The organism is Nostoc sp. 'Peltigera membranacea cyanobiont' 232 (genome assembly GCF_002245985.1).
Taxonomy (GTDB): domain Bacteria; phylum Cyanobacteriota; class Cyanobacteriia; order Cyanobacteriales; family Nostocaceae; genus Nostoc.
Map to the genome: position 1 here is coordinate 19,743 of NZ_NOLK01000010.1, position 20,502 is coordinate 40,244.

The 20,502-nt window shown below is 41.6% G+C and carries 19 protein-coding genes and 1 pseudogene; 10 read left to right on the top strand and 10 right to left on the bottom strand.

Annotated elements, in window-relative coordinates; all coding sequences use genetic code 11:
• Positions 1–243 precede the first annotated feature (243 nt).
• Positions 244–516 carry a hypothetical protein gene (locus tag CDG79_RS05410; RefSeq protein ID WP_094341215.1) on the top strand — a complete coding sequence of 91 codons (273 nt, stop codon included), beginning with the start codon at positions 244–246 and terminating at the stop codon, positions 514–516.
• Between the two features lie 267 nt (positions 517–783).
• On the opposite strand, the gene rpe is transcribed toward CDG79_RS05410, so the two are convergent.
• Positions 784–1,491, bottom strand: coding sequence for a ribulose-phosphate 3-epimerase (rpe, locus tag CDG79_RS05415; RefSeq protein WP_094341216.1), 708 nt, complete (start codon positions 1,489–1,491; stop codon positions 784–786).
• A gap of 212 nt (positions 1,492–1,703) precedes the next feature.
• Between rpe and CDG79_RS05420 the strand changes: the two genes are divergently transcribed.
• Positions 1,704–3,299 (top strand): S8 family serine peptidase, encoded by a 1,596-nt coding sequence (locus tag CDG79_RS05420; protein WP_094341217.1) that lies wholly within the window; start codon positions 1,704–1,706, stop codon positions 3,297–3,299.
• 685 nt (positions 3,300–3,984) lie between these two features.
• Positions 3,985–5,316 carry a serpin family protein gene (locus tag CDG79_RS05425; RefSeq protein ID WP_094341218.1) on the top strand — a complete coding sequence of 444 codons (1,332 nt, stop codon included), beginning with the start codon at positions 3,985–3,987 and terminating at the stop codon, positions 5,314–5,316.
• A gap of 24 nt (positions 5,317–5,340) precedes the next feature.
• On the opposite strand, the gene CDG79_RS05430 is transcribed toward CDG79_RS05425, so the two are convergent.
• The gene (locus tag CDG79_RS05430) at positions 5,341–6,504 is read right to left on the bottom strand and encodes an AI-2E family transporter (protein ID WP_094341219.1); all 1,164 of its coding nucleotides are present in this window, start codon (positions 6,502–6,504) and stop codon (positions 5,341–5,343) included.
• Positions 6,505–6,613: 109 nt separating this feature from the next.
• Between CDG79_RS05430 and CDG79_RS05435 the strand changes: the two genes are divergently transcribed.
• From CDG79_RS05435 to CDG79_RS05445, 4 genes and pseudogenes are all read left to right on the top strand, one after another.
• Positions 6,614–7,072 (top strand): hypothetical protein, encoded by a 459-nt coding sequence (locus CDG79_RS05435; RefSeq protein ID WP_223278020.1) that lies wholly within the window; start codon positions 6,614–6,616, stop codon positions 7,070–7,072.
• Between the two features lie 286 nt (positions 7,073–7,358).
• Positions 7,359–8,780, top strand: a complete 1,422-nt coding sequence (locus CDG79_RS05440; RefSeq protein ID WP_094341220.1) for an LCP family protein — start codon at positions 7,359–7,361, stop codon at positions 8,778–8,780.
• A 111-nt stretch (positions 8,781–8,891) separates the two neighbouring features.
• Positions 8,892–9,065, top strand: coding sequence for a hypothetical protein (locus CDG79_RS42105; protein WP_189524889.1), 174 nt, complete (start codon positions 8,892–8,894; stop codon positions 9,063–9,065).
• Positions 9,059–9,421, top strand: a pseudogene (locus tag CDG79_RS05445) (hypothetical protein); the annotation flags it as partial. The gene CDG79_RS42105 and the pseudogene CDG79_RS05445, both read left to right, overlap by 7 nt.
• Positions 9,422–9,601: 180 nt before the next feature.
• Here CDG79_RS05445 and CDG79_RS05450 read toward each other — a convergent pair.
• The 7 genes from CDG79_RS05450 to CDG79_RS05480 all read right to left on the bottom strand — a co-directional run bounded on the left by CDG79_RS05450 (position 9,602) and on the right by CDG79_RS05480 (position 16,182).
• Positions 9,602–10,654: an anthranilate phosphoribosyltransferase family protein gene (locus tag CDG79_RS05450; RefSeq protein WP_094341221.1), complete on the bottom strand. Its 1,053-nt coding sequence runs from the start codon at positions 10,652–10,654 to the stop codon at positions 9,602–9,604.
• A 79-nt stretch (positions 10,655–10,733) separates the two neighbouring features.
• Positions 10,734–11,681 carry a LysR family transcriptional regulator gene (locus CDG79_RS05455; RefSeq protein WP_094341222.1) on the bottom strand — a complete coding sequence of 316 codons (948 nt, stop codon included), beginning with the start codon at positions 11,679–11,681 and terminating at the stop codon, positions 10,734–10,736.
• A gap of 335 nt (positions 11,682–12,016) precedes the next feature.
• Positions 12,017–12,262, bottom strand: coding sequence for a hypothetical protein (locus CDG79_RS05460; protein ID WP_094341223.1), 246 nt, complete (start codon positions 12,260–12,262; stop codon positions 12,017–12,019).
• Positions 12,246–12,521 (bottom strand): BrnT family toxin, encoded by a 276-nt coding sequence (locus CDG79_RS05465; protein WP_094341224.1) that lies wholly within the window; start codon positions 12,519–12,521, stop codon positions 12,246–12,248. Before CDG79_RS05465 ends, CDG79_RS05460 begins: the two co-directional genes overlap by 17 nt.
• A gap of 49 nt (positions 12,522–12,570) precedes the next feature.
• Positions 12,571–14,160 (bottom strand): DUF262 domain-containing protein, encoded by a 1,590-nt coding sequence (locus tag CDG79_RS05470; protein WP_094341225.1) that lies wholly within the window; start codon positions 14,158–14,160, stop codon positions 12,571–12,573.
• Positions 14,161–14,452: 292 nt separating this feature from the next.
• Entirely contained in the window at positions 14,453–15,751 is a 1,299-nt protein-coding gene (locus CDG79_RS05475) for a HEAT repeat domain-containing protein (protein ID WP_094341226.1), read from the bottom strand.
• A 17-nt stretch (positions 15,752–15,768) separates the two neighbouring features.
• A complete protein-coding gene (locus CDG79_RS05480) occupies positions 15,769–16,182 on the bottom strand; it encodes a QcrA and Rieske domain-containing protein (RefSeq protein ID WP_094341227.1) in 414 nt (137 codons plus the stop codon).
• Positions 16,183–16,742: 560 nt separating this feature from the next.
• Between CDG79_RS05480 and CDG79_RS05485 the strand changes: the two genes are divergently transcribed.
• Positions 16,743–18,329, top strand: coding sequence for a ferredoxin--nitrite reductase (locus CDG79_RS05485; protein WP_094341228.1), 1,587 nt, complete (start codon positions 16,743–16,745; stop codon positions 18,327–18,329).
• 3 nt (positions 18,330–18,332) lie between these two features.
• On the opposite strand, the gene CDG79_RS05490 is transcribed toward CDG79_RS05485, so the two are convergent.
• A complete protein-coding gene (locus CDG79_RS05490) occupies positions 18,333–18,623 on the bottom strand; it encodes a hypothetical protein (protein WP_189524890.1) in 291 nt (96 codons plus the stop codon).
• A gap of 39 nt (positions 18,624–18,662) precedes the next feature.
• On the opposite strand from CDG79_RS05490, the gene CDG79_RS05495 reads away from it, so the two are divergent.
• Together CDG79_RS05495 and CDG79_RS43430 are read left to right on the top strand one after the other, a co-directional pair.
• The gene (locus CDG79_RS05495; RefSeq protein WP_094341230.1) at positions 18,663–20,165 is read left to right on the top strand and encodes a NarK family nitrate/nitrite MFS transporter; all 1,503 of its coding nucleotides are present in this window, start codon (positions 18,663–18,665) and stop codon (positions 20,163–20,165) included.
• 102 nt (positions 20,166–20,267) lie between these two features.
• A complete protein-coding gene (locus tag CDG79_RS43430) occupies positions 20,268–20,495 on the top strand; it encodes a hypothetical protein (RefSeq protein WP_223278021.1) in 228 nt (75 codons plus the stop codon).
• Positions 20,496–20,502: the final 7 nt, after the last annotated feature.

A 20,502-nucleotide genomic window follows, 5' to 3' on the forward strand; every position in this document is an offset into this window, starting at 1 on the left:
ACAATTTGGAATCAAGAGATTCTGCTCTAGACTTGATTAAGTGTCTGAGAGCCTACCATGCGAGTTTAAACTTTATAGCATGGTAGGTTTTCGATCGCAGTGATTAATTTGATATTTTTTTGCAAAAATCTGCCAAAATGGCAATATATATACTTACAACATTGGTAAACTAATAACAACTACAACTTCAATACAAATAGAGGTGATTGGCGGCAAAGAAGTTAAGTTTAAAAAATAAAATCAATGATTAGTTCTGACTATGAAATAAATCAAACTGATTACAAAAGTAGTCAGTATTTCATGGAGAAAATAACTCCTATACCAAGACAAACGATTCAACCGTTGCTACTGGTGGTTCTTTTTCTGAGGAAGTCTGAGCAAAGAGAATTTGGGCAGGTGGATTTCCCCAATCCAAATCTTACACAGCTTTCATTGACTGCAGACAATGGGAGTAATGCTTATAAAACTTTCTATCCTGTGGTTGGTGTTGCTTTAGTTAATAAAGCAAACGCTTAACACCAATAACAAGAACAGAAACAGAAAAGTTACGGTGAAATCGTTGTCGTGGCTGGTGGAACTAGTAGGTCATACGCTTCTCTTTCAACTATTCTAATCCTAGTCCTCCCAACCTGGATTATCTCTGCTTTCTAAATTTTCAATTTATATAACAACTACTGGAAGTTCAAAATTTGAATAGCTTCCAGTTTTTTATGTGTGAATAAAAATAGGGTGAGCAATTTGCCCACCCTACTTTTTGTAGAGAATGGTTAATCTAAAAATGAATTAAACCTTGGCTAATTCAGGGGTAGGACGCTTGCTGTTGCGAATTGATGTAATCGCCTCAGCATAATTCTTAGCGTTAAATACAGCTGAACCAGCGACAACTGCATTAGCTCCCGCTTCCAAAACTTGCCAAGTATTATTTGCTTTCAGTCCCCCATCCACTTCAATCCAAGGGTCAAGACCGCGTTCATCACACATTTGACGCAGCTTGCGGATTTTTGGTAACACACCAGGGATAAAGCTTTGACCACCAAAACCAGGGTTGACGCTCATAATCAGTACTAAATCGCACAAATCTAGAACGTATTCAATTAGCTCTAGAGGGCTACCAGGATTAAGTACAACTCCAGCTTTCTTACCAAGCTCTTTAATTTGACCCAAAGTACGGTGTAGGTGTGGAGAAGCATTATGTTCGCAGTGTACGGAGATAATATCGGCACCCGCCTTAGCAAATCCTTCTACATACTTTTCTGGTTCCACAATCATCAAGTGGACATCCAGTGGCTTGGCTGTAACCGGACGAATCGCCTCCACAATCAGAGGGCCTATCGTAATATTAGGTACAAAACGACCGTCCATTACATCAACATGAATCCAATCTGCTCCGGCCGCATCTACGGCACGAATTTCGTCACCCAGACGACTAAAATCGGCTGATAGGATGGATGGAGAAATTACAATGGGCTTTTGAGATAGGTTTTGGGTCATGGCTAGTGGATTTTTAAGCGTCCTCGTCTGTACGCATTGTAACAAAACATTGAGCAAGACTCATAACTTTGATCCCGGCTTTTTTGAGAGTGGGGAGTAGGGGGAAAATAACCAATGCCCAATGCCCAATGCCCAATGTCCAATGCCCAATGACCAATGTCCAATGACTAATGTCCAATGTCCAATGACTAATGACCAATGACTAATAACTAATGACTAAAAAACTAACCTGGATAATTTGGGGATTAAGTGCTTCTTGTTTGAGTGCGCCGGTAATTGCTTCAGCTTTAGAATCTGCTCTGGGAACTAACGGCATTGATGCTCTGAAGCTACACCAAGCTCCTTATAATTTAATCGGTCGTAAAATTGCTATTGGTCAAGTGGAAATTGGCCGACCGGGAATGTTTGGGTGGGATAAGGCAGTGTCTAAAAATCGCGCCATATCTTTAGCGGCAGTATTCTTACGTAATGGGCCAGCTAAATCAAATACTGGTGTTGATCCCCACGCCTACAACGTTGCTGGTATGATGGTAAGCCAAGACAAAGCTTTGCCGGGAGTTGCTCCAGGAGCGCGACTGTATTCGTCTGCGGTGGGTTCCACTAAAAATATGGGTCAGCCAGAAGAGTGTTTATCGGCCCAGCACATAGCGCTACAAAATGGTGGCGATGTCCGTGCCATTAACTTTAGCTTTGGCGAACCTCTGAGCCGCGATCCTAGACCAGAGGCTGTTTTAGACGGCAATGCTTTGCTAACTTTATGTGTTGACTGGTCTAGCCGTGTTCATGATGTTTTGTATGCGATCGCAGGCAACCAAGGTAAGGGCGGTATTCCCATTCCTACAGATAATTTTAACGGAATGAACGTGGCTTTTTCATCCAGTAGAGGGGGAGTTTTTAACAAAGTAGATGTGGCTAATCTGGCGGGCGCTAACCAAGGAGTGAGTGGAAGGCTTGCTGGAAGGGAATTCGATCTTGGTGGCCGTCGTGCTATCAGTTTAGTTGCTCCTGGGAATAATATTCCTTTGCTCAATCCAGATGGCAAATTGAATAAGGTTACGGGTACGAGTTTTGCAGCGCCTCAAGTTACGGCTACTGTTGCTCTATTGCAGGAATTTGCTGACCGACAGATACGGACAAAACAACCCCACTGGAGCATCGATTCTCGGCATCATCAAGTAATGAAAGCTGTATTGCTGAATTCAGCAGACAAAATTCAAGATAGCGGTGATGGCTTGCGGTTAGGAATGAGCCGGACGCTAATTGATAAACAAAATCAAAACTGGCTAGATTCTGATGCTTATAAAGATCCAAAGATTCCTTTGGATGCTCAAATGGGAGCGGGTCATTTGAACGCATTTCGCGCTTATGAGCAATTTAGTGCTGGTCAATGGCAGCCATCAGCAACTGTACCAGCTATTGGTTGGGATTATGGCACAGTCACTGTTGGAGCATCTGTTGACTATGTGTTAGCAAAACCATTAAAGCAGGGGAGTTTTGTTGCTGTTACCTTGAGTTGGGATCGAGTGGTGGAACTCAACGATAAAAATAAAAACCAGCAATATGACGTGGGTGAAAATTTTCGCGATCGCGGCTTAAATAATCTCGACCTATACTTAGTAAAAGCTGATGCTCAAAATTCAGATGCTGGTGCTGTTTGCTCCTCAATTAGCCAAATTGATAGTGTAGAACATATTTTCTGCCCCGTTGCTGCTACAGGCAATTACAAAATCCGCGTCCAGTTTCGTCAAAAGATAAATGAAGCGACTCAACCTTATAGTTTAGCTTGGTGGAGTGTACCTATAAATTAAAATATAGGACTAGTATTTGATTTTTTAAATCTTACGTAGGGTGCGTTAGCAGGGAGAGTACGGCACCATCAGCTTGGGATGGTGCGTTACGACGTTCCGTCTAACACACCCTACAAATACTTATATTTTTTCAAAAATCAAATATGATTCCTATAGCGACACACAACTTTTATCTGTGTCAACTTACAGCGTTTTCATTTATTTTAACAACACTATTTTATCGGGGCGCATAGCTGTGTGTCCCTATGAAATTTCTGTATTTCATGCAACTAAAAAACGTTATTTTATCTCATGACTTACGAAAACAATAGCCGAAAAGAAAGATTTTCAGGTAGGGGTAATTCACGAATTACCCCTACCGCGTTTAGTTTTACGTAAGTCCTATATCTATAAAAACCTAATACAAGTGGTTATTTTGTGATTAGGTAGTCTACAATACTGTTATTCATAAATAGAAAATTTCCTCAAAAGCGAGATTTTCCATAATTTGTCTGCATAGTCGCCTCAATTAAGAATTAGCAGCTTTAATAAGCTGTGTTTAATTCCTCTGAGCCATTAACTCGCTGTTACAAAAACTGTAACAGTCTAATTTTCTATTGGAGTAAATGCAATAGTTAATCATTGACACAGCGCCTGCGTCAACCATGAGCACAGATCGGGAATCTTTGGCAAGTGAGGTAGCAGAATGAATCGGCAAAAGTTTAGCGATGCAAAAGAAAATTTTCTGCAAAGACGTTACGGTGTTAGTCTAGGCAGACGTTATGCTCTGGCAGCTGCAAGTGTTGTTCTATTCAGTGTATTAGGGTGTTCTCAAGTAGAGAGTAACAAAAGTGCCCTCGCCCAATCTAGTTTACCCCAGCCAGAAACTCCATTGCAAAAAAAAACAGTCAATACTAATACAAAAATAGTTGAGTCTAGCAATAAGTTTGGCTTCAAGCTGTTTTCACAAGTTCTGAAAGATGATACGGGTGAGAGGAATGTTTTTATCTCACCTTTGAGTGTCGCTAGCGCCCTTGCTATGACCTACAATGGCGCTAGCGGCTCGACTCAACAAGCAATGGCAAAAACCCTGGAATTACAGGGGATGAATCTACCAGAAATTAATTCTTCTTACGCGGCGGTATTAAAGCAGCTTTTAGAAAATCCAGATACGAAAGTACAACTGAGTATTGCTAACTCGCTTTGGGCAAATCAAGATGTTAGCTTTGCACCAGACTTTCTTAAGAGAACCCAGGATTTCTATCAAGCTAAGATTAGCAATTTAAACTTTAAAGATGCCGCCGCATCTAACATTATAAATAACTGGGTAAAAGAAAATACTAAGGGGAAAATCACTAAAATCGTCGAAAAGATTGAACCTAATCAAGTATTGTTTTTGATTAATGCCATATATTTTAAAGGTAATTGGAGTAACGAATTTGACAAAAATAAAACTGCTCAACACCCTTTTTACATTACATCTAACAGACGAAGACAATACCCAATGATGTCACAAGAAGGTGACTATAGATATTATGAGAGCGAAGAATTTCAGGCAGTTAGTTTACCTTACGGTAAAGATGGAAAAACCAGTTTTTATATCTTCCTGCCCAAACAGAACTCTAATCTCAAAGCCTTATATCAAAACTTGAATTTTGAAACCTGGGAAAAATGGATGACTCAGTTCAACAAACAAAAAGGGTTTATCCGCCTACCCCGCTTCAAAACAGATTACGAAGTTACACTTAATGATGCTTTGAAAAGTTTAGGCATGGAAGAGGCTTTTAGCAACAAAGCCAATTTTTCTGGTATGGGTAAAAATTTTGCCATTAGCCAAGTTAAGCATAAAACTTTTGTCGAAGTGAATGAAGAAGGGACTGAAGCGGCTGCGGCTACTTCTGTGGGAATAGTAGCAACATCTTTGAGGGAGGAACCAGAACCATTCCGAATGATTGTTGACCGTCCCTTCTTTTGTGCTATTAGGGATAATCAGACGGGAAACATTTTATTTATGGGTTCCATCATTGAGCCACAATGAAGAGGCAGGAAACCTCCTGCCTCCTTAAGGTAATGTCGCTTCAGAAATACTGAGACTGTTTTTAGGGTCAGTTTTTGAGGACTCATTGGCTGCAACTGTTGTAGTTTCCCCAGTAGCGCTGTCGTTCGCTTCGCCACCAGGACGCAAGGCACTTAAAGCGGTTTTAATCACCACTGCTGTGGGTACTGCCACAATTACACCCAACAATCCGCCAATTCTTGCCCCTGTTAAAACTGAAATTAAAATCCAAACTGGATTTAAACCTGTAAAACTGCCTAAAATTCGGGGGGCAATTAAGTTTTCGAGAATTTGCTGGACAATTACTGCTGCAATCAACACTCTCACACCCATTGAGAAATCTTGCAGTGCTACCAATAGTGTAGTCAAGGCGATGCCTATAGAACCACCAAAGGGCACAAGAGCCATCAGACCAATAGTTAAGCCGAATAGCAGACCAAATGGCACTTTCAGCCACAAAAAGGTAGGAATGAGGGCTGAGGCCATGCAGGTAGATAAAATCAACTGGGTGATGAAGAAATTTTGAAAGCTCATGCGGACTGTTTTAGAGAAAGGATCGCGAAATTTAGAAGGTAGCCATTCCACTAAACTTTCCCAGAGTTCGCTGCCATGCTGTAAAAGGTAGAAAGTCAAAACCATCGTCAAGAGGATATCTAGCAGACTGGTGACTGTAACTACCGCCAGATTTAAAACTTGTCCAGCGATCGCTTGCAGTTGTCCCTTGACGCGATCGTTGATTTGCACTACCAGAGCATCGAGGTTAATCGGTAAGCCAAAAGTCTCAGCTTTTTGGTTTAATATCATTAGCTGAGAGCGTCCAGAGTCGATCAATTCTGGCAAACGAGCCACCAGTTGTTGAGCTTGGGTAAGGGCCAACGGAAAAAGTGTCACACCCAACGCCAATAAAATCGATAAAGCCAGGAGAAATACTAGGATGGCAACTTGATCTCGTTTAGCACCATGATGTTCCAGCCAACTCACGGGGTAGTTGAGCAGAAATGCTAGGACTGAGGCTCCGACTAAAATGACTATGAGAGAATGGAAATAATTAAAAAAGACCGAAAGTGCCCAACCATTTAGAACTAGCAGCGGAACGAATAACGCGATCGCCCCGATTCGCGCTATTGGTGTGAATGTTTGCCACCAGTCGAGTAGCTTGCGTGTCTGCATTTTGAGCTGATTGCTGGATAGAACTAAGTTAAATCTTTCTTTACAGCTTATTATCTCTAACTATATGAGTCTTATTCATCCTTCTAGTTTAGGAGTTAGACTAAAACGCATGGAGAATTTTGAACCAAAGGCGACTGGGGACTTGGGACTGGGGACTGGGGAGCAGGGACAAGGAAGAATTCTTGAAGAAGTCTCTCCTTTGTCTCCTCCCAATCTCCAATCCCCAATCCCGAAAACCCAGTTGCTTTTATATTTGATTCCGATTATCGGCTTTTTTCCATCTTTATGGACTCTTTATCGTGGCCAGGGGAGTCGGGAACAACTTGCTATTAGTCGCCTGTCTATTACTTTGGCACTTACTTGGCTGTTGGGATATTTATTATTAAGTACCGGAGCAGCAACTTCAGATTTTTTTCCGCTACGTCTATTTATCCTGAATAGCTTTCTCACATCGGGTTACTTTTTAGTGAGTATCTGGTTGATTTTGCGCCTGACACAGGGTAAATCTGGGCGTTTACCAGGGTTTAGTACTTTAGCAGAACGAGTGTTTGGCAAGTATTTATCTTAATTTTTTAGAGTGATAATTTATCAGTGTTTCTACTTATTTAATAAAAAATTACGGTTGATTCATTTATATATCTAGTCAAATCCAGTTTATTATTGCCATACTTCAGTAAAACATATCTAGATTCTCCCAAAAGAAGGAAAAATGCTGCTATAAGTGTTGTGGTTGACACTACATTAAAAAAGTTAGCACTGATAATTAAGAGTTAGCTATTATGGGTTGATTTGTCTGGATGTTTTTGGTCTGCAAATTTACCGAATTTAATTATTGAGTAAGTGTGAGGAAGTCTGTGACCATTCAAAGAAGTTCGGCGGAAGAAAACCAGTCGGGAAAAGCCTCAAAGTCCAATAAAAAAATTGCTCAGAGCTCAAAATCTGGACGTTGGCTGTGGTTTTGGGTAGGGATGAGTGGGATTGCAATGGTGTCAGCAACAGCAGGGGCACTTTTGGCGGTGTCTTTAACCAGTACGCCTTTGCAGCAAGCCCAGCTAAGTCCACAGGAAGAGGCGGCCTTTGATGGCGATCGCATTTCTGGAGGTGTGCTGCGATTTTCAGAATTAACTCGCCCGGTGAATCTCTTAGTTATGGGGATGAGTGTACTTCCCCCAGATATCCAAAACCCTCCCCCAGAAACGAAAAACCTCAGATACCAGCCCCAGGTAAACTCCTTTGATGGTCTTTCGGATGTAATGCTCTTGCTTAAATTCGATCCAGAGACGAAAAAAATAATTATGCTCTCCATCCCCAGAGATACCCGCACACAAATAGAGGGGTATGGAGTGAAAAAAATTAATGCTGCCAATGTTGACGGCGGGCCAGCTTTGACTGCCAGAACCGTCAGTAATCTCTTAGGTGGCGCGGGAATCGATCGCTATATCCGAATTAATGTTTTGGGAGTTGCCAAGCTAATTGATGCTTTGGGTGGCGTAACAGTTTATGTCCCCAAAAATATGAAGTATCAAGATGATTCTCAGCATTTGTACATCAATTTGAAGGCGGGTAAGCAGCATCTCTCCGGCGATCGGGCATTGCAATTGCTGCGGTTTCGCCATGACGAACTTGGTGATATTGGTCGGATTCAGCGCCAGCAAATGGTCATTCGGGCTTTGATGGATCAAACACTAAACCCAACTACTGTTGCTCAATTACCTAAAGTTCTGGATGTAGTTAAAGACCACATCGATACCAATTTGACAGTTGAGGAGTTAGTGGCGCTAATGGGTTTTGGGGTGCGAACTAATCGCTCTAATATGCAAATGTTAATGCTGCCAGGTCGCTTTAGCGAGAAAGGCGAGTTTGATGCTAGCTATTGGTTGCCTAACAAAGATGGTATTGCTAAACTCATGGCTCAACACTTTGGTTTAGAGTCAGAACAGAGTCAGCAGACGACGACCGATCCACGTTCTTTGCGTGTAGCAATTCAAGATAGTACAGGTGGCGATCGCTCTAATCTTCAACCATTAATTAGAGCTTTGGAAAAATCTGGATATCGTAACATTTATATAGCTAAGGCATGGGGTGAACCTTTAGATGTGACTCATATTGTCGCCCAACAAGGAGATGGTGACAGTGCCGAATCAATTCGCAACACTTTGGGATTTGGCGAAGTGCGTGTGGAAAGTACTGGCAATCTTGGCTCGGATGTCAGTATCCAAGTCGGTCAGGATTGGTTGCAACAAAAATCTATTTTGGAGAAGTCGCCGACGAAATAATTCCTATCAAGGATCTCAATAAATTCCCCTGTTTGGAGTCACAAAATATTAAACCTTGGTTAACAATGCTCCTTGGTTAGTTATTAGGATACTACAGTGTAGAAAGATACATTGCAAAACCCTCTCCAAACAGACAATAGCGATCGCATCTCTACCAACAGGAGAATTCAAACTGATATAAAAAAATCGCGTTGCTCCTGTTCTCTGTGGTGGTTTGCAGGAGGTGAAGTCGTAGGGGGATTGTTTGCGATCGCTCTGATGATTAGTACGATCCCTGTATGGTAAGCACAAGAGCCAATATTTCTGGATATCGCATCAGTGAAGAACTCTACAATGGTTCCAGAACCCTGGTTTATCGAGGGTATCGAGAGACTGACTCATTACCTGTAGTGATTAAACTGCTGAAGAGTCCATATCCGAGTTTCAGTGAACTGGTACAGTTTCGCAATCATTACACCATTGCCAAAAATCTTAACTCACCTCTAATCATCCAAACCTATAGCCTAGAACCCTATCAAAATGGCTATGCGTTGGTGATGGAAGATTTTGGGGGGATTTCTCTAAAGGAATGGAGAGTGTGGGAAACCCGACAATCTATCAAGGAGTTTTCAGAGATTGCGATCGCCCTCTGGAAAGCCTTACAGGAAGGACTAATTATAGTGACCCTATGTTACAAAAAGGCTATGAATTGGGAAGCCTATACTGACCTGACGGTACAGTGTAGGTAGTTCACGATAGCAATTCCAATTACAAGTAAGTAAGTCAGTGGGAAAATTTATAAGTGTATAACGAAAATTTGAGCAAAGCAATTAGAGTTAAATTTAAAGTGAATTTACTATCTGGCTAAGTTCTTGGAGTTTAGCTGCTACTGTACCATTGGTTAATAATTCTTCTGCTTTAGCTAAACCCTCTGGCATATCTGAACAAATACCACTCCGCCATAGATAAAATCCGCCATTCCACAAGGCTGTTTGCATTAGTTCACCTGGTTTACCTGCCAAAATCTCTTGAATATCTGCCACCAGTTCTTCAGTAGTTCCAAGGGGTACGTTCTTGGTAGTAAAGCCGTAATCACGTGGTACGAGGTGCAATCGTTCTACCTCTTGAGATGCTACGGATGGAGATAAGCTGATAATTGCAGTGCGATCGCGCGGTAAGTCGCAACTACCTTCCAATCCTTTCACTAATGTAAATTTTGTTACTCCCCGCAGCCCCAAAGCTATTTTAAACATCCCTTCTGTCGGCGGATGAACAAACCCAGCAATGACGTGAGCATCCCCAGCATAAGGACACCAAATTAGCTCCATTGTCGCCAAGGGTGGACGTTTGCCAAGTTGGTCGCGGTATTCCCAAATACTTGTAGTTAGGGGAAAATGCTGAGGTAGATAAATAAAGCCAATTCCTATTTGCTCAAACACTTGCTGGGTTTTTGCTAGTGGTAGAGTAGTCCAATCGACTCCTAAACCTTGCCAAATATCGATCAGAGGTAAACCGTACTTTGTTGGGAGGCGATCGCCACCGTGCATTACCACTGGTTGTCCAACTGCGGCGAGTATTAAAGCTGTCACCGGACTAATTGGTGCTGTACGGGTTCTGCCATCATAAGGGATACCAAGAGCGATCGCTGTTTGGCCAGAGCCGAATGGTTGCAGTTTTGGCCCTAGTTCATCATAAGCATCCAACATTCCCGCCAACTCTTCCCCCGTAGGACGTTTGATTCGATGAGCAATCAAAAACGCTCCGATTTGGGCTGGTGTCGCTTCACCCAGCAGCATCATTTTAGTGGCGGTGGCTGCTTGGACGCGAGTTAAATTCTCGCCTGTGTGGTTTCCGCTACCTACTTTTTGCAGTAATTCCCTAAATACATTACTCATTTGTCTTTTGTCATTTGTCTTTTGTCCATTGTCCTTTGTGAATAACCGAAAATGACCAATGACTAATGACCAATGACGTTTAAGAAACCGATCGCTTCCGATCGATTTGTAATGGGATATTTTCGCGCACGAGTTGCCAAAAGTGCTTGATGGGGGGAATTTGCAGTCGGTCTTGAGTTGTTACCATAACTACCCGCCGAGTCAAACTCGAACCATCTGCTAAACCACTAATATTATTGTTCTCTAAGGAACGAATCGCTAGGGTTGGATCTTGGCGTGCTTCCATTAATGCTGATTGAGGAAGCAAAGCTATCAGTTCTCCTTGGCGCACTACTCCCCGGAAGGCATCTAGAGTATTTACCTCTAAAGCCGCCTGGAGTGTAGCTTCCATTCGGTCAAATCTATCTTGTATTAAACGCTGCATTCCATAACCATCTTTAAAAACCACTTGGGGATAACGAATTAGCTCCGACCAAGGGACGAATTCATATTGAGCTAAGGGATGATTGGCTGCGGTTAAAACTTCTATTGGTTCATCATAAAGTACTTCTACCACCATTTCTCTAGCAGTGGTTAAAAAGCGATTATTCATCACAATTGCTAAATCCACCAATCCATCTTTAAGAACTTTCAAGGCGCGATCGCTTCCCAATGAAGTCACCCGCAATTGCACATCTGGATAATCATGACAAAACTTTTGCAACACTGGTGGTAAGTAAGAACCACATAAAGAGTGAATCACGGCAATGCAAAGCTCTGGTTGCTTTCCGGCGATTAAATCAGCTAATTCTTGTGTAGCTGTCTCCCATTCTTGGCAAATTTTGCGAACACGGGGTAATAAACATTCACCTCCCAGTGTCAATTTTGCATGAGTTGTTCTGTGAAATAGTTCTACACCCAAATCTGCTTCTAATGCCTGGATTTGTCGGCTAATCGTTGATTGGGTAACACCAGATGTTCGCGCTGCTTGTTGAAAGCTGCCGGTTTGTGCGATCGCTAGAAAGGCTTGCAACTGCTCTAGGCGCATTTTTATGTAGCCTGAATTACATTTATCGGTTTCATTAAGTTAACGGGTTTTTACCCACAATTTAGTATAGTTTGTTACAGTAATTTTTAGATGATTTACATTTGTCTAAATAACGTTTGACTACCTTAATCGTCAATTATCCGCTTTGCACGGATTTTTTCGGAAAATATCGCCAAAAAAAATTGACTATTTTCTGCTGAAATATATGAATTTTTAGATAAGACTTTTAAAATATGCGGCGGATTATGAGGTTTTAGTAGCACAAGTTTCTGTACAACCTCAAGCAGATAGCTGTGCAACTTGCATTAACTAATTACGAATTATGTTGACTATTCCTATTCTGTCTGCTGCACCCCAGTGTCAGGCTGCTGGCGTTGAGCAACCTGAATTAACAACCTCAATGCGTCATTCACGCTTTTATCATTAGGAAAAGCTTGGGCAACATCGGGATCTAAAAGTACTAAATTTGTTCCCTGACGATACCGCTCAATATACTTGCCTCTGATGCCTCCCTCCATTTGAACAAAATCGTACTCAGAACGTAATTCGTCTTCCATTTCATTCTCAATTTCTTTCTTCATAAAACCTTTTCTCCTGACGGGTGGCTTTTCGAGCGCTGATAATTCGTAGTTTTTCTCCTCGATCGGTGTGTGCAACGACTAAGAGTTGTCCAAACCTAGATATACCAATGATAATGTAACGAATTTCTCCAATAGAGTGGTCAGGATCGAGAAAGGTTACAGATAGCGGGTCGTTAAACACGGTTGCGGCTTCAGGAAAGGAAATACCATGTTTCTCAAGGTTTAACGCCGCTTTGTCTGGGTTCCATTCAAATTCCATGTCAAATGCTCCTGCCGTCTACTTAACTTCACTGGAACGGTCTAGCATACTAAATAACCTGTGACAGTTCTTTTGCTTTTTTTAGAAGCAATTCAGCCCTTGAAGTTAAAAAGCTTTCATAATCGTCTGTAAACACATTAATTGGGCAAAAATGCGTTGCCAATATTTGGTCAAGAATCTGATCATCAGTAGGCATTTCAGAACGATACTTACTAGGTGATTGGTCTTTAATTTTGTTGTTATCTGTTCTGGAAAGCACTGAGAAGTTGGCTAGACAATTGATTTGTTCATCTTTATATTGATTTTCTGACCTTTGTAGATGGGCTTTAGGAAAGATATGATGAAACTCTTTTCGATTGCCTTGAGACAAAACATCCTGTAAAGATATATTTGTACCCTGAATAAAGTTTAATGGTTTAGCCTGTGCTAGAAGGAGAATGAAAGTATTAGTTGCCACTGAAGACATTCTGAAGACGTTTTTTGTGAAAAAATCAGCGTCTAACGATACGTCAAAATCACCGAGATTATGAGCTTTACCAGCCTTAATTTTCTCAACTTCTAGCAAATCTTGATCAGTACTTTTAGCTCCTCCTCTTGCATATCTCTGAGAAAAACATGCACGCCAAAACCACCTTCTTATAACTTCATATTGATCTTGAGGAATAGGGGGAGGTTGTTTTTGTGAAGAAGCGAAAAATGCCGTAAGAACAGTTAAGATATTCTCCATTGGTAGGAGCTTGAGAGAGAAAACATTTAAATCAGTTTTTAGAAAGTCTATAGCTCTAAATATACCTGTCCTGATTTCATAAAATTTTTCTCTTACTGCACTACCGGGAAGCTCCATAAAATTCTCTGGGTCAGCACGATTCATTACTACCGCAGAAGAACACTTTAGAAGTAAATCTGAACCGATTTCTTTAAAGCCAAATGGTTGTAACTCTTCAGTAAGTTCCTTAAACTTTTCTTGAAGATCAAAATCTTCACTCCAGTTCCATACAGATAAAAGCTGAAAAGTATCTAACTCAACACCTTGCCGATTTATCCTCTCAAAAACAGTTGCAACGTATTTTCTTTCCTCGCTTTCAAAACGTTCCACCGGTATTCGAGCTTTTGTAAATTTTTCAACTAAGTTGTCTATTTGCTGTGCTAAACTTTCGTCTAAGTTTCTAGTAAGCTGTCTATATTTAGGAGAATTAAAGACATATTTTAGCGGAAAAAACTTCTGGTTGTCATAATTGGTGAAATCATTTAGGTGCTTAAATGGAACTGATTCTTTACTATTAAGTTCAAAGAACAAATTTGTCCAATCAGTTCCTTCGTCCTCTTCAGCAATAAGAGAATTTTGAAATATCCCAAAAATAGAGGTTATTCTTTGCTGCCCGTCAAGAACGTAATCTATAGGGTACTCTGGATCATTCTCAGGAAGCCTGTAAGGCCCAAGATTTCTTTCAGTTCGTAGAGGATTTTTAGTTCTCCATAGTAATACAGAACCAAAAGGAAAACCCTTATAAATACTGTCTATAAAATAGGCAACGCGATTTGGTTCCCAAACAAAACCTCTTTGAAAAGATGGAATCTTGATTCTTCCTCTTTCCAAATCATTAATCAAGTCTTTAATAAAGCAATAAGTGTCAGCCATAGAAAAACGGACTCGAATTTAGCTGGTGGTTTTCGATAATGAAAAGACAAGATATTCTTGTCTTTATCGAAGATACTTGGTTTAATGACATATTGTAACTCAAAAAGCCATAAATCCTTGATTGTGGAGATAATATTTGTCAGAGGCGGTTTGTAGTAAAATCCTTATAGAGTAAAAACTATAGAGTTATTTTAAAAAGACCTTGAGCTATATTTATAACTGTGAAATCTGGGTTTGACACAATTGCTAAGACAAATTACTCTTGTTGCCCCCGATCTTTGTTTAAGAGAATTTACCACTCAGCTAAAGCGATCGCTATTCCTTGTTGCAAATCTGGTGTGAGTGCAGCATTATTCGCTAATTGCTGCAATTTTTGATGTGCGGCTTCCCCATCCAAATTTTTGAGTGCAGCGATCGCGTGTAGTCTCACTGATACATTAGAATCAGCTAGCAGCCAAATCAATGGTTCAATTGCTTGTATTTCCCCTAACTGTCCTAAAGATAAGGCGATCGCACTTTTTACACTAACAATCTCTATGGCTAGATGCTGGGATTGCAGTATTTGCAATAATATTTCTGCGGCTTGTGTAGTTTGCGGCTTTTGTACTCGCCCCAAAACTGTGACAATTTCTTGCCAAAGTGTCTCTGAAGTGCATTGAGTAAATGCTATTTGCAAATATTCCAAACTAGATGGTGTCTCCATCCAACTTAAAGCACGGATAGTTTCTAATTGCAGCTTTATCGGTGTTTGGGGTGAAATCAGCAAATCAAATAAATGTTTTGCAGCCTCATCACAACCCATCCGAGAAAGGGAAACTGCGGCTGCACAACAAACATCAAGATTAAAGTCGTAAAGCTTGAGTTGAAATCTCGTCACCAAATCTAAGGCTTCGCGTAAGTCGGGGCGAAAACCTAAACCAAGCACTGCTGCACGCCTAACTGTAGCAGCGATATCATCCAAAGCGTTTAACAATATTGGTGCTACACGTTCGTCATGAAAACTGCTAAGGGCTTCAATTGCAGCAGTGCGGATTATTGCTTGTGAATCTTGTACTACACTCAATAGGGGTGTGATGGTTTCTGTTTGGGGAATACAAGAAAGCGATCGCACTGCAACAAGTCGTGTATCTTCATCTAATAGAAGTTCAGAGAAGGCAGCGATCGCAACAGTACCCATTTGCCCTAGTGCTGTGGCTGCGATCGCTTTGAGTTCTTCATCCTCATCAGTTTTCAATAATTCAACCAAGGGTGCGATCGCTTCTGGCTGCTGAAATTCGCCCAAAGTTCGCGCTGCATACCAGCGTAATTCTTCTTCTGCATCTTCATCTTCTAAGATTTCAATGAGTGGTGGGATGGCAATATTTCCCAAGTTAGTCAACACCTTGGTGATTTCCCAGCGTTGCTGAAAATCTCCCACCTCTAAGATTGAAAGTGTTAATTTCAGTAGATATTCTCGATTTTTAACTATCTCTGGATGTTGCGAATCTGCCCCTAAAATTAATTGTTGTAAATATTGAATCAGTGATGACCAATCAGCTGCATTGTATGCTGTCTGGGCTTGCACCAAAAGCTGGTTGATATTACTCACCATACTCTGAATTGTATTGTTTAAGTTGGCTTGACTACAACTGAATTACCCTCAATTTTGGCGGCGTAAGTTTTAAGTGCTTCTGTCGCTGGGCCTTTTAGCACCTTACCATCAACCCCATATTCTGAACCATGACAGGGACAAGCGAATTTTTTTGCCTCAGCTTTCCATGCTACGGTGCAACCTGCGTGAGTACAGGTAGGGTTAACAGCTGTCAGACTTGCGCCTTTAGATGTGCCGACTACCAACACAGGCCCAGCAGGTGAGTTTTTAGCCAGCAATTGACCAGTTTTATCTAAATCTGCCGAAGTGCCTACTGTTTGCCAATCGCCAGTTGCGGAAGTTGTTTGAGAAGAACAAGCTGCGATCGCTACGGGTAGAGAACTCGCTATCAAACCCAAACCAACCCAATTAATAAAATCACGACGTTTCATAAGTGCCACACTCAATTTTGGATTTTGGATTTTGGATTTTGGATTAATCTATCGCAATCCAAAATCCCTTCGATCATCTCAAACACTCTTCATCAAGCGGTTTGTGTGGCTGATTGGCTGAATTGGATGCAAAAAATGCATATTATGTATCCTTTTTCAGCAATTTTACCAAGAAATCGTAACAATTTATACGATTTTAACAGAAAACTCACCTTAAGTTATGAGTATCGAAATTGTTACATGAACATTATCTAAACCTACTTGACAAATTTCCAAGATATAAATGGCGACAAGTTTTCCTTAACTAACCACGGGTTTGAACTTTCACGTTGGAATGCTTTTGAGTAGCAATAATCAGCCGTAACCAAATATTAAGTTTTTATTCCCTAACCCTCGTAAATACACCACCTAATGGAACTACGGGTTGATTAATAATTACTAATTCATCGTTTTTTAATTACGAATTACGAATTACGTTAGCGAAGCGGGGCGTAGCCCATTACGAATTATTTATTGATATTGGGCAATTAGCAGCACAAATTCTCACGAGAGTCAGCCTCATGACAGACACAACAAAGACTACCAGCCTCAATAAGTTCGAGAAGTTCAAGGCGCAAAAAGATGGACTCGCCATCAGGGATGAGATAGAGAAATTTGCCGCTTTGGGCTGGGAAGCAATGGACGAAATCGATCGCGATCATCGACTCAAGTGGGTAGGCGTGTTTTTTCGCCCAGTTACCCCAGGCAAATTTATGATGCGGTTACGGATGCCTAACGGTATTCTTTCCAGCAGTCAGATGAGTGTTTTAGCTCAAGTGGTGCAGCGTTACGGAGAAGATGGTTGCGCTGATATTACTACCAGACAGAATATCCAATTACGGGGAATCAGAATTGAAGATTTACCAGATATCTTTAATAGATTTCACGCAGTTGGCTTAACTACTATCCAATCGGGGATGGATAACGTCCGCAATATCACAGGCGATCCGGTGGCGGGGTTGGATGCAGATGAGTTGTACGATACGCGAGAGTTGGTACAGCAAATTCAAGATATGCTCACCAACAAAGGCGAGGGAAACCCAGAGTTTAGCAATTTACCACGGAAATTTAACATTGCGATCGCAGGTGGAAGAGACAATTCAGTTCACGCTGAAATTAACGATTTGGCTTTTGTTCCGGCATTTAAGGAAGGGACTGGGGATTGGGGACTGGGGACTGGGCAAGAATTTGGTTTTAACATTCTTGTGGGTGGCTTTTTCTCAGCTAAACGTTGTGAGGCGGCGATTCCTCTAAATGCTTGGGTGGCTCCAGAAGATGTGGTAACAGTATGTAGAGCGGTTTTGGAAGTTTTTCGTGACAACGGGCCGCGTGCTAATCGGCAAAAATCCCGCTTGATGTGGCTAATTGATGAATGGGGTTTAGAAAAGTTTCGAGCAGAAGTAGAAAGCCGTTTGGGTAAATCATTATTACCCGCAGCCGTAAAAGACGAGATCGACTGGGAAAAACGCGACCACATCGGAGTATATAAACAAAAGCAAGCAGGATTAAATTACGTAGGGTTAAATATTCCCGTTGGGCGGTTGTATGCCGAAGATATGTTTGAAATCGCTCGTTTAGCAGAGGTTTTCGGCAGTGGTGAGATTCGGTTTACCGTTGAGCAAAACATTGTCATCCCCAACATTTCTGACTCACGGTTAGCAATATTTTTAACGCAACCGTTACTAGAAAAGTTTTCGATTAATCCAGGTTTACTGGCGCGATCGCTAGTATCTTGTACAGGCGCACAATTTTGCAACTTCGCCCTCATCGAAACTAAAAACCGCGCCCTGGCAATGATTAAAGCCTTAGAAGAAGACTTAATCTTCATCAATCCAGTCCGAATTCACTGGACAGGTTGCCCGAACTCTTGCGGCCAGCCCCAAGTTGCAGACATCGGCTTGATGGGAACTAAAACTCGCAAAAATGGCAAAACCCTAGAAGGCGTTGACATATATATGGGCGGCAAAGTTGGCAAAGACGCTCATTTAGGAACTTGCGTTATCAAAGGCATACCCTGCGAAGACTTGCAGCCAGTATTGCAAGATTTACTGATTAAAAACTTCGGAGCGAAACTCAAGCAAGAAGCCCTAGTAGTTAGTAACAGCTAGTACTTATTGGGGATTGGGGATTGAGCGAAATTCATACTTCAACCTTAAAGGCTCAATGTTCAGGCTCAAAGGTGCAACTTCCGAGCAAAAAGGTGCAACTTCCGAGTAAAAAGGCTCAACTTCCGAGCAAAAAGGCTCAACCTCCGAGTAAAAAGGCTCAACCTCCGAGCAAAAAGGTGCAACTTCCGAGCAAAAAGGCTCAACCTCCGAGCAAAAAGGCTCAACCTCCGAGCAAAAAGGCTCAACCTCCGAGTAAAAAGGTGCAACTTCCAAGTTCAAAGGCTTAACTGCCATTATCTCTTCTCTGTGTTTTATTCAATTAGAAAGATTGGAATGCTTAAAAACTTATTTTCATTTAGCGATCGCTACCGCATCTTACATCAGACTTGGTTTGCTTTCTTTCTCACCTTTGTCTGTTGGTTTAACTTTGCTCCCTTCGCTACAACTATTGGCAAAGAGCTACATTTAGCGCCTGAGCAAATCAAAACTTTGGGCATCTGTAATCTCGCCCTCACAATTCCCGCCCGGTTAATCATTGGGATGCTTCTGGATCGTTTTGGCCCCAGAATCACCTACTCAATCTTGCTGATGTTTGCAGTGGTTCCTTGTTTAGCAACAGCCCTAGCGCAAGACTTTAATCAATTAGTCATCAGTCGTTTGCTGATGGGAATTGTCGGATCTGGGTTTGTTGTCGGTATCCGTATGGTGGCAGAATGGTTCCAGCCGAAGGAGATGGGGGTTGCTCAAGGCATTTATGGCGGCTGGGGTAACTTTGGGGCCTTTGGTGCAGAATTTGCCTTACCGATACTTGCAGTTTCTACTAGCTTTTTCGCTGGTGGCGCTTCTAACTGGCGATTTGCGATCGCACTTACAGGGATCATTGCAGCTATTTACGGCGTAATTTATTACAACACCGTCCAAGATACGCCCACAGGCAAAGTCTACAGTAAACCGAAAAAGAATGGTTCCCTAGAAGTGACTAGCATCAAAAGCTTCTGGGCGATGATGATCTCGAATTTCGGTTTGATTTTCGCCTTGGGTTTATTAGCTTGGCGCTTGGAACAAAAGAACATTCACTTCCTAACTCTGAGTCAAATGTATTTGACTTGGTTACTATTAGCAGGATTGTTTGCTTACCAAAGTTATAAAGCTTGGGAAGTAAACCGAGAATTACTCATTGGCAAGAAAACTTACGCTACATCAGAACGCTTTCAATTTGGACAAGTAGCTTTACTCGAATTTACATACATAACTAGCTTTGGCAGCGAACTAGCAGCCGTTTCTATGCTCCCGGCATTTTTTGAAAAAACCTTTGGTTTAGAGCATGTTATCGCTGGCATGATTGCTGCTACCTATCCTTTTTTAAATTTGGTTTCTCGTCCTAGTGGTGGCTTAATTTCTGATAAATTTGGTTCGCGGAAGTGGACAATGACAATTATCAGCGTTGGGATTGGTGTTAGTTATTTGATGGCACATTTTATTAATGGTAACTGGCCGATTCCAGTTGCGATCGCAGTTACAATGTTTGCCGCCTACTTTGCCCAAGCTGGCTGCGGTGCAACCTACAGCATCGTACCCATGATTAAAAAAGAAGCCACTGGACAAATTGCTGGCAATGTCGGAGCTTACGGTAATTTTGGCGGTGTAGTTTACCTGACAATTTTTAGCTTAACCGACGCTTCCACACTATTTAGCACAATGGGTATAGCTGCACTAATCTGTGCTTTTATGTGTGCCTTCTTCCTCAAAGAACCAAAAGGTTCCTTCGCCGCAGCTTATGAAGGTGAAGCAGGAGAAACCGCAACTAAAAACCCTACTTTTTTAGCAGAAGAATAGACTTCTTACATAAATCAAAAATAAGAATTCCACCCCGTCTTTGACTTACATCAAAGCCTCCTTTCCCCGCTTGCCTATAGTATCTCTCGATCTGCAATGCCAATGCATCGAACTACATTGCTAATGCAAGACTTTACAATGCCAATGCATCGACCTGCATTGCTAATGCAAGACTTTACAATGCCAATGCATCGAACTACATTGCTAATGCAAGACTTTACAATGCCAATGCATCGACCTGCATTGCTAATGCAAGACTTTACAATGCCAATGCATCGACTTGCATTGTTAATGCGAGACTTGGAAAAATTAACTCACCCTATGCATTAGTACCCGC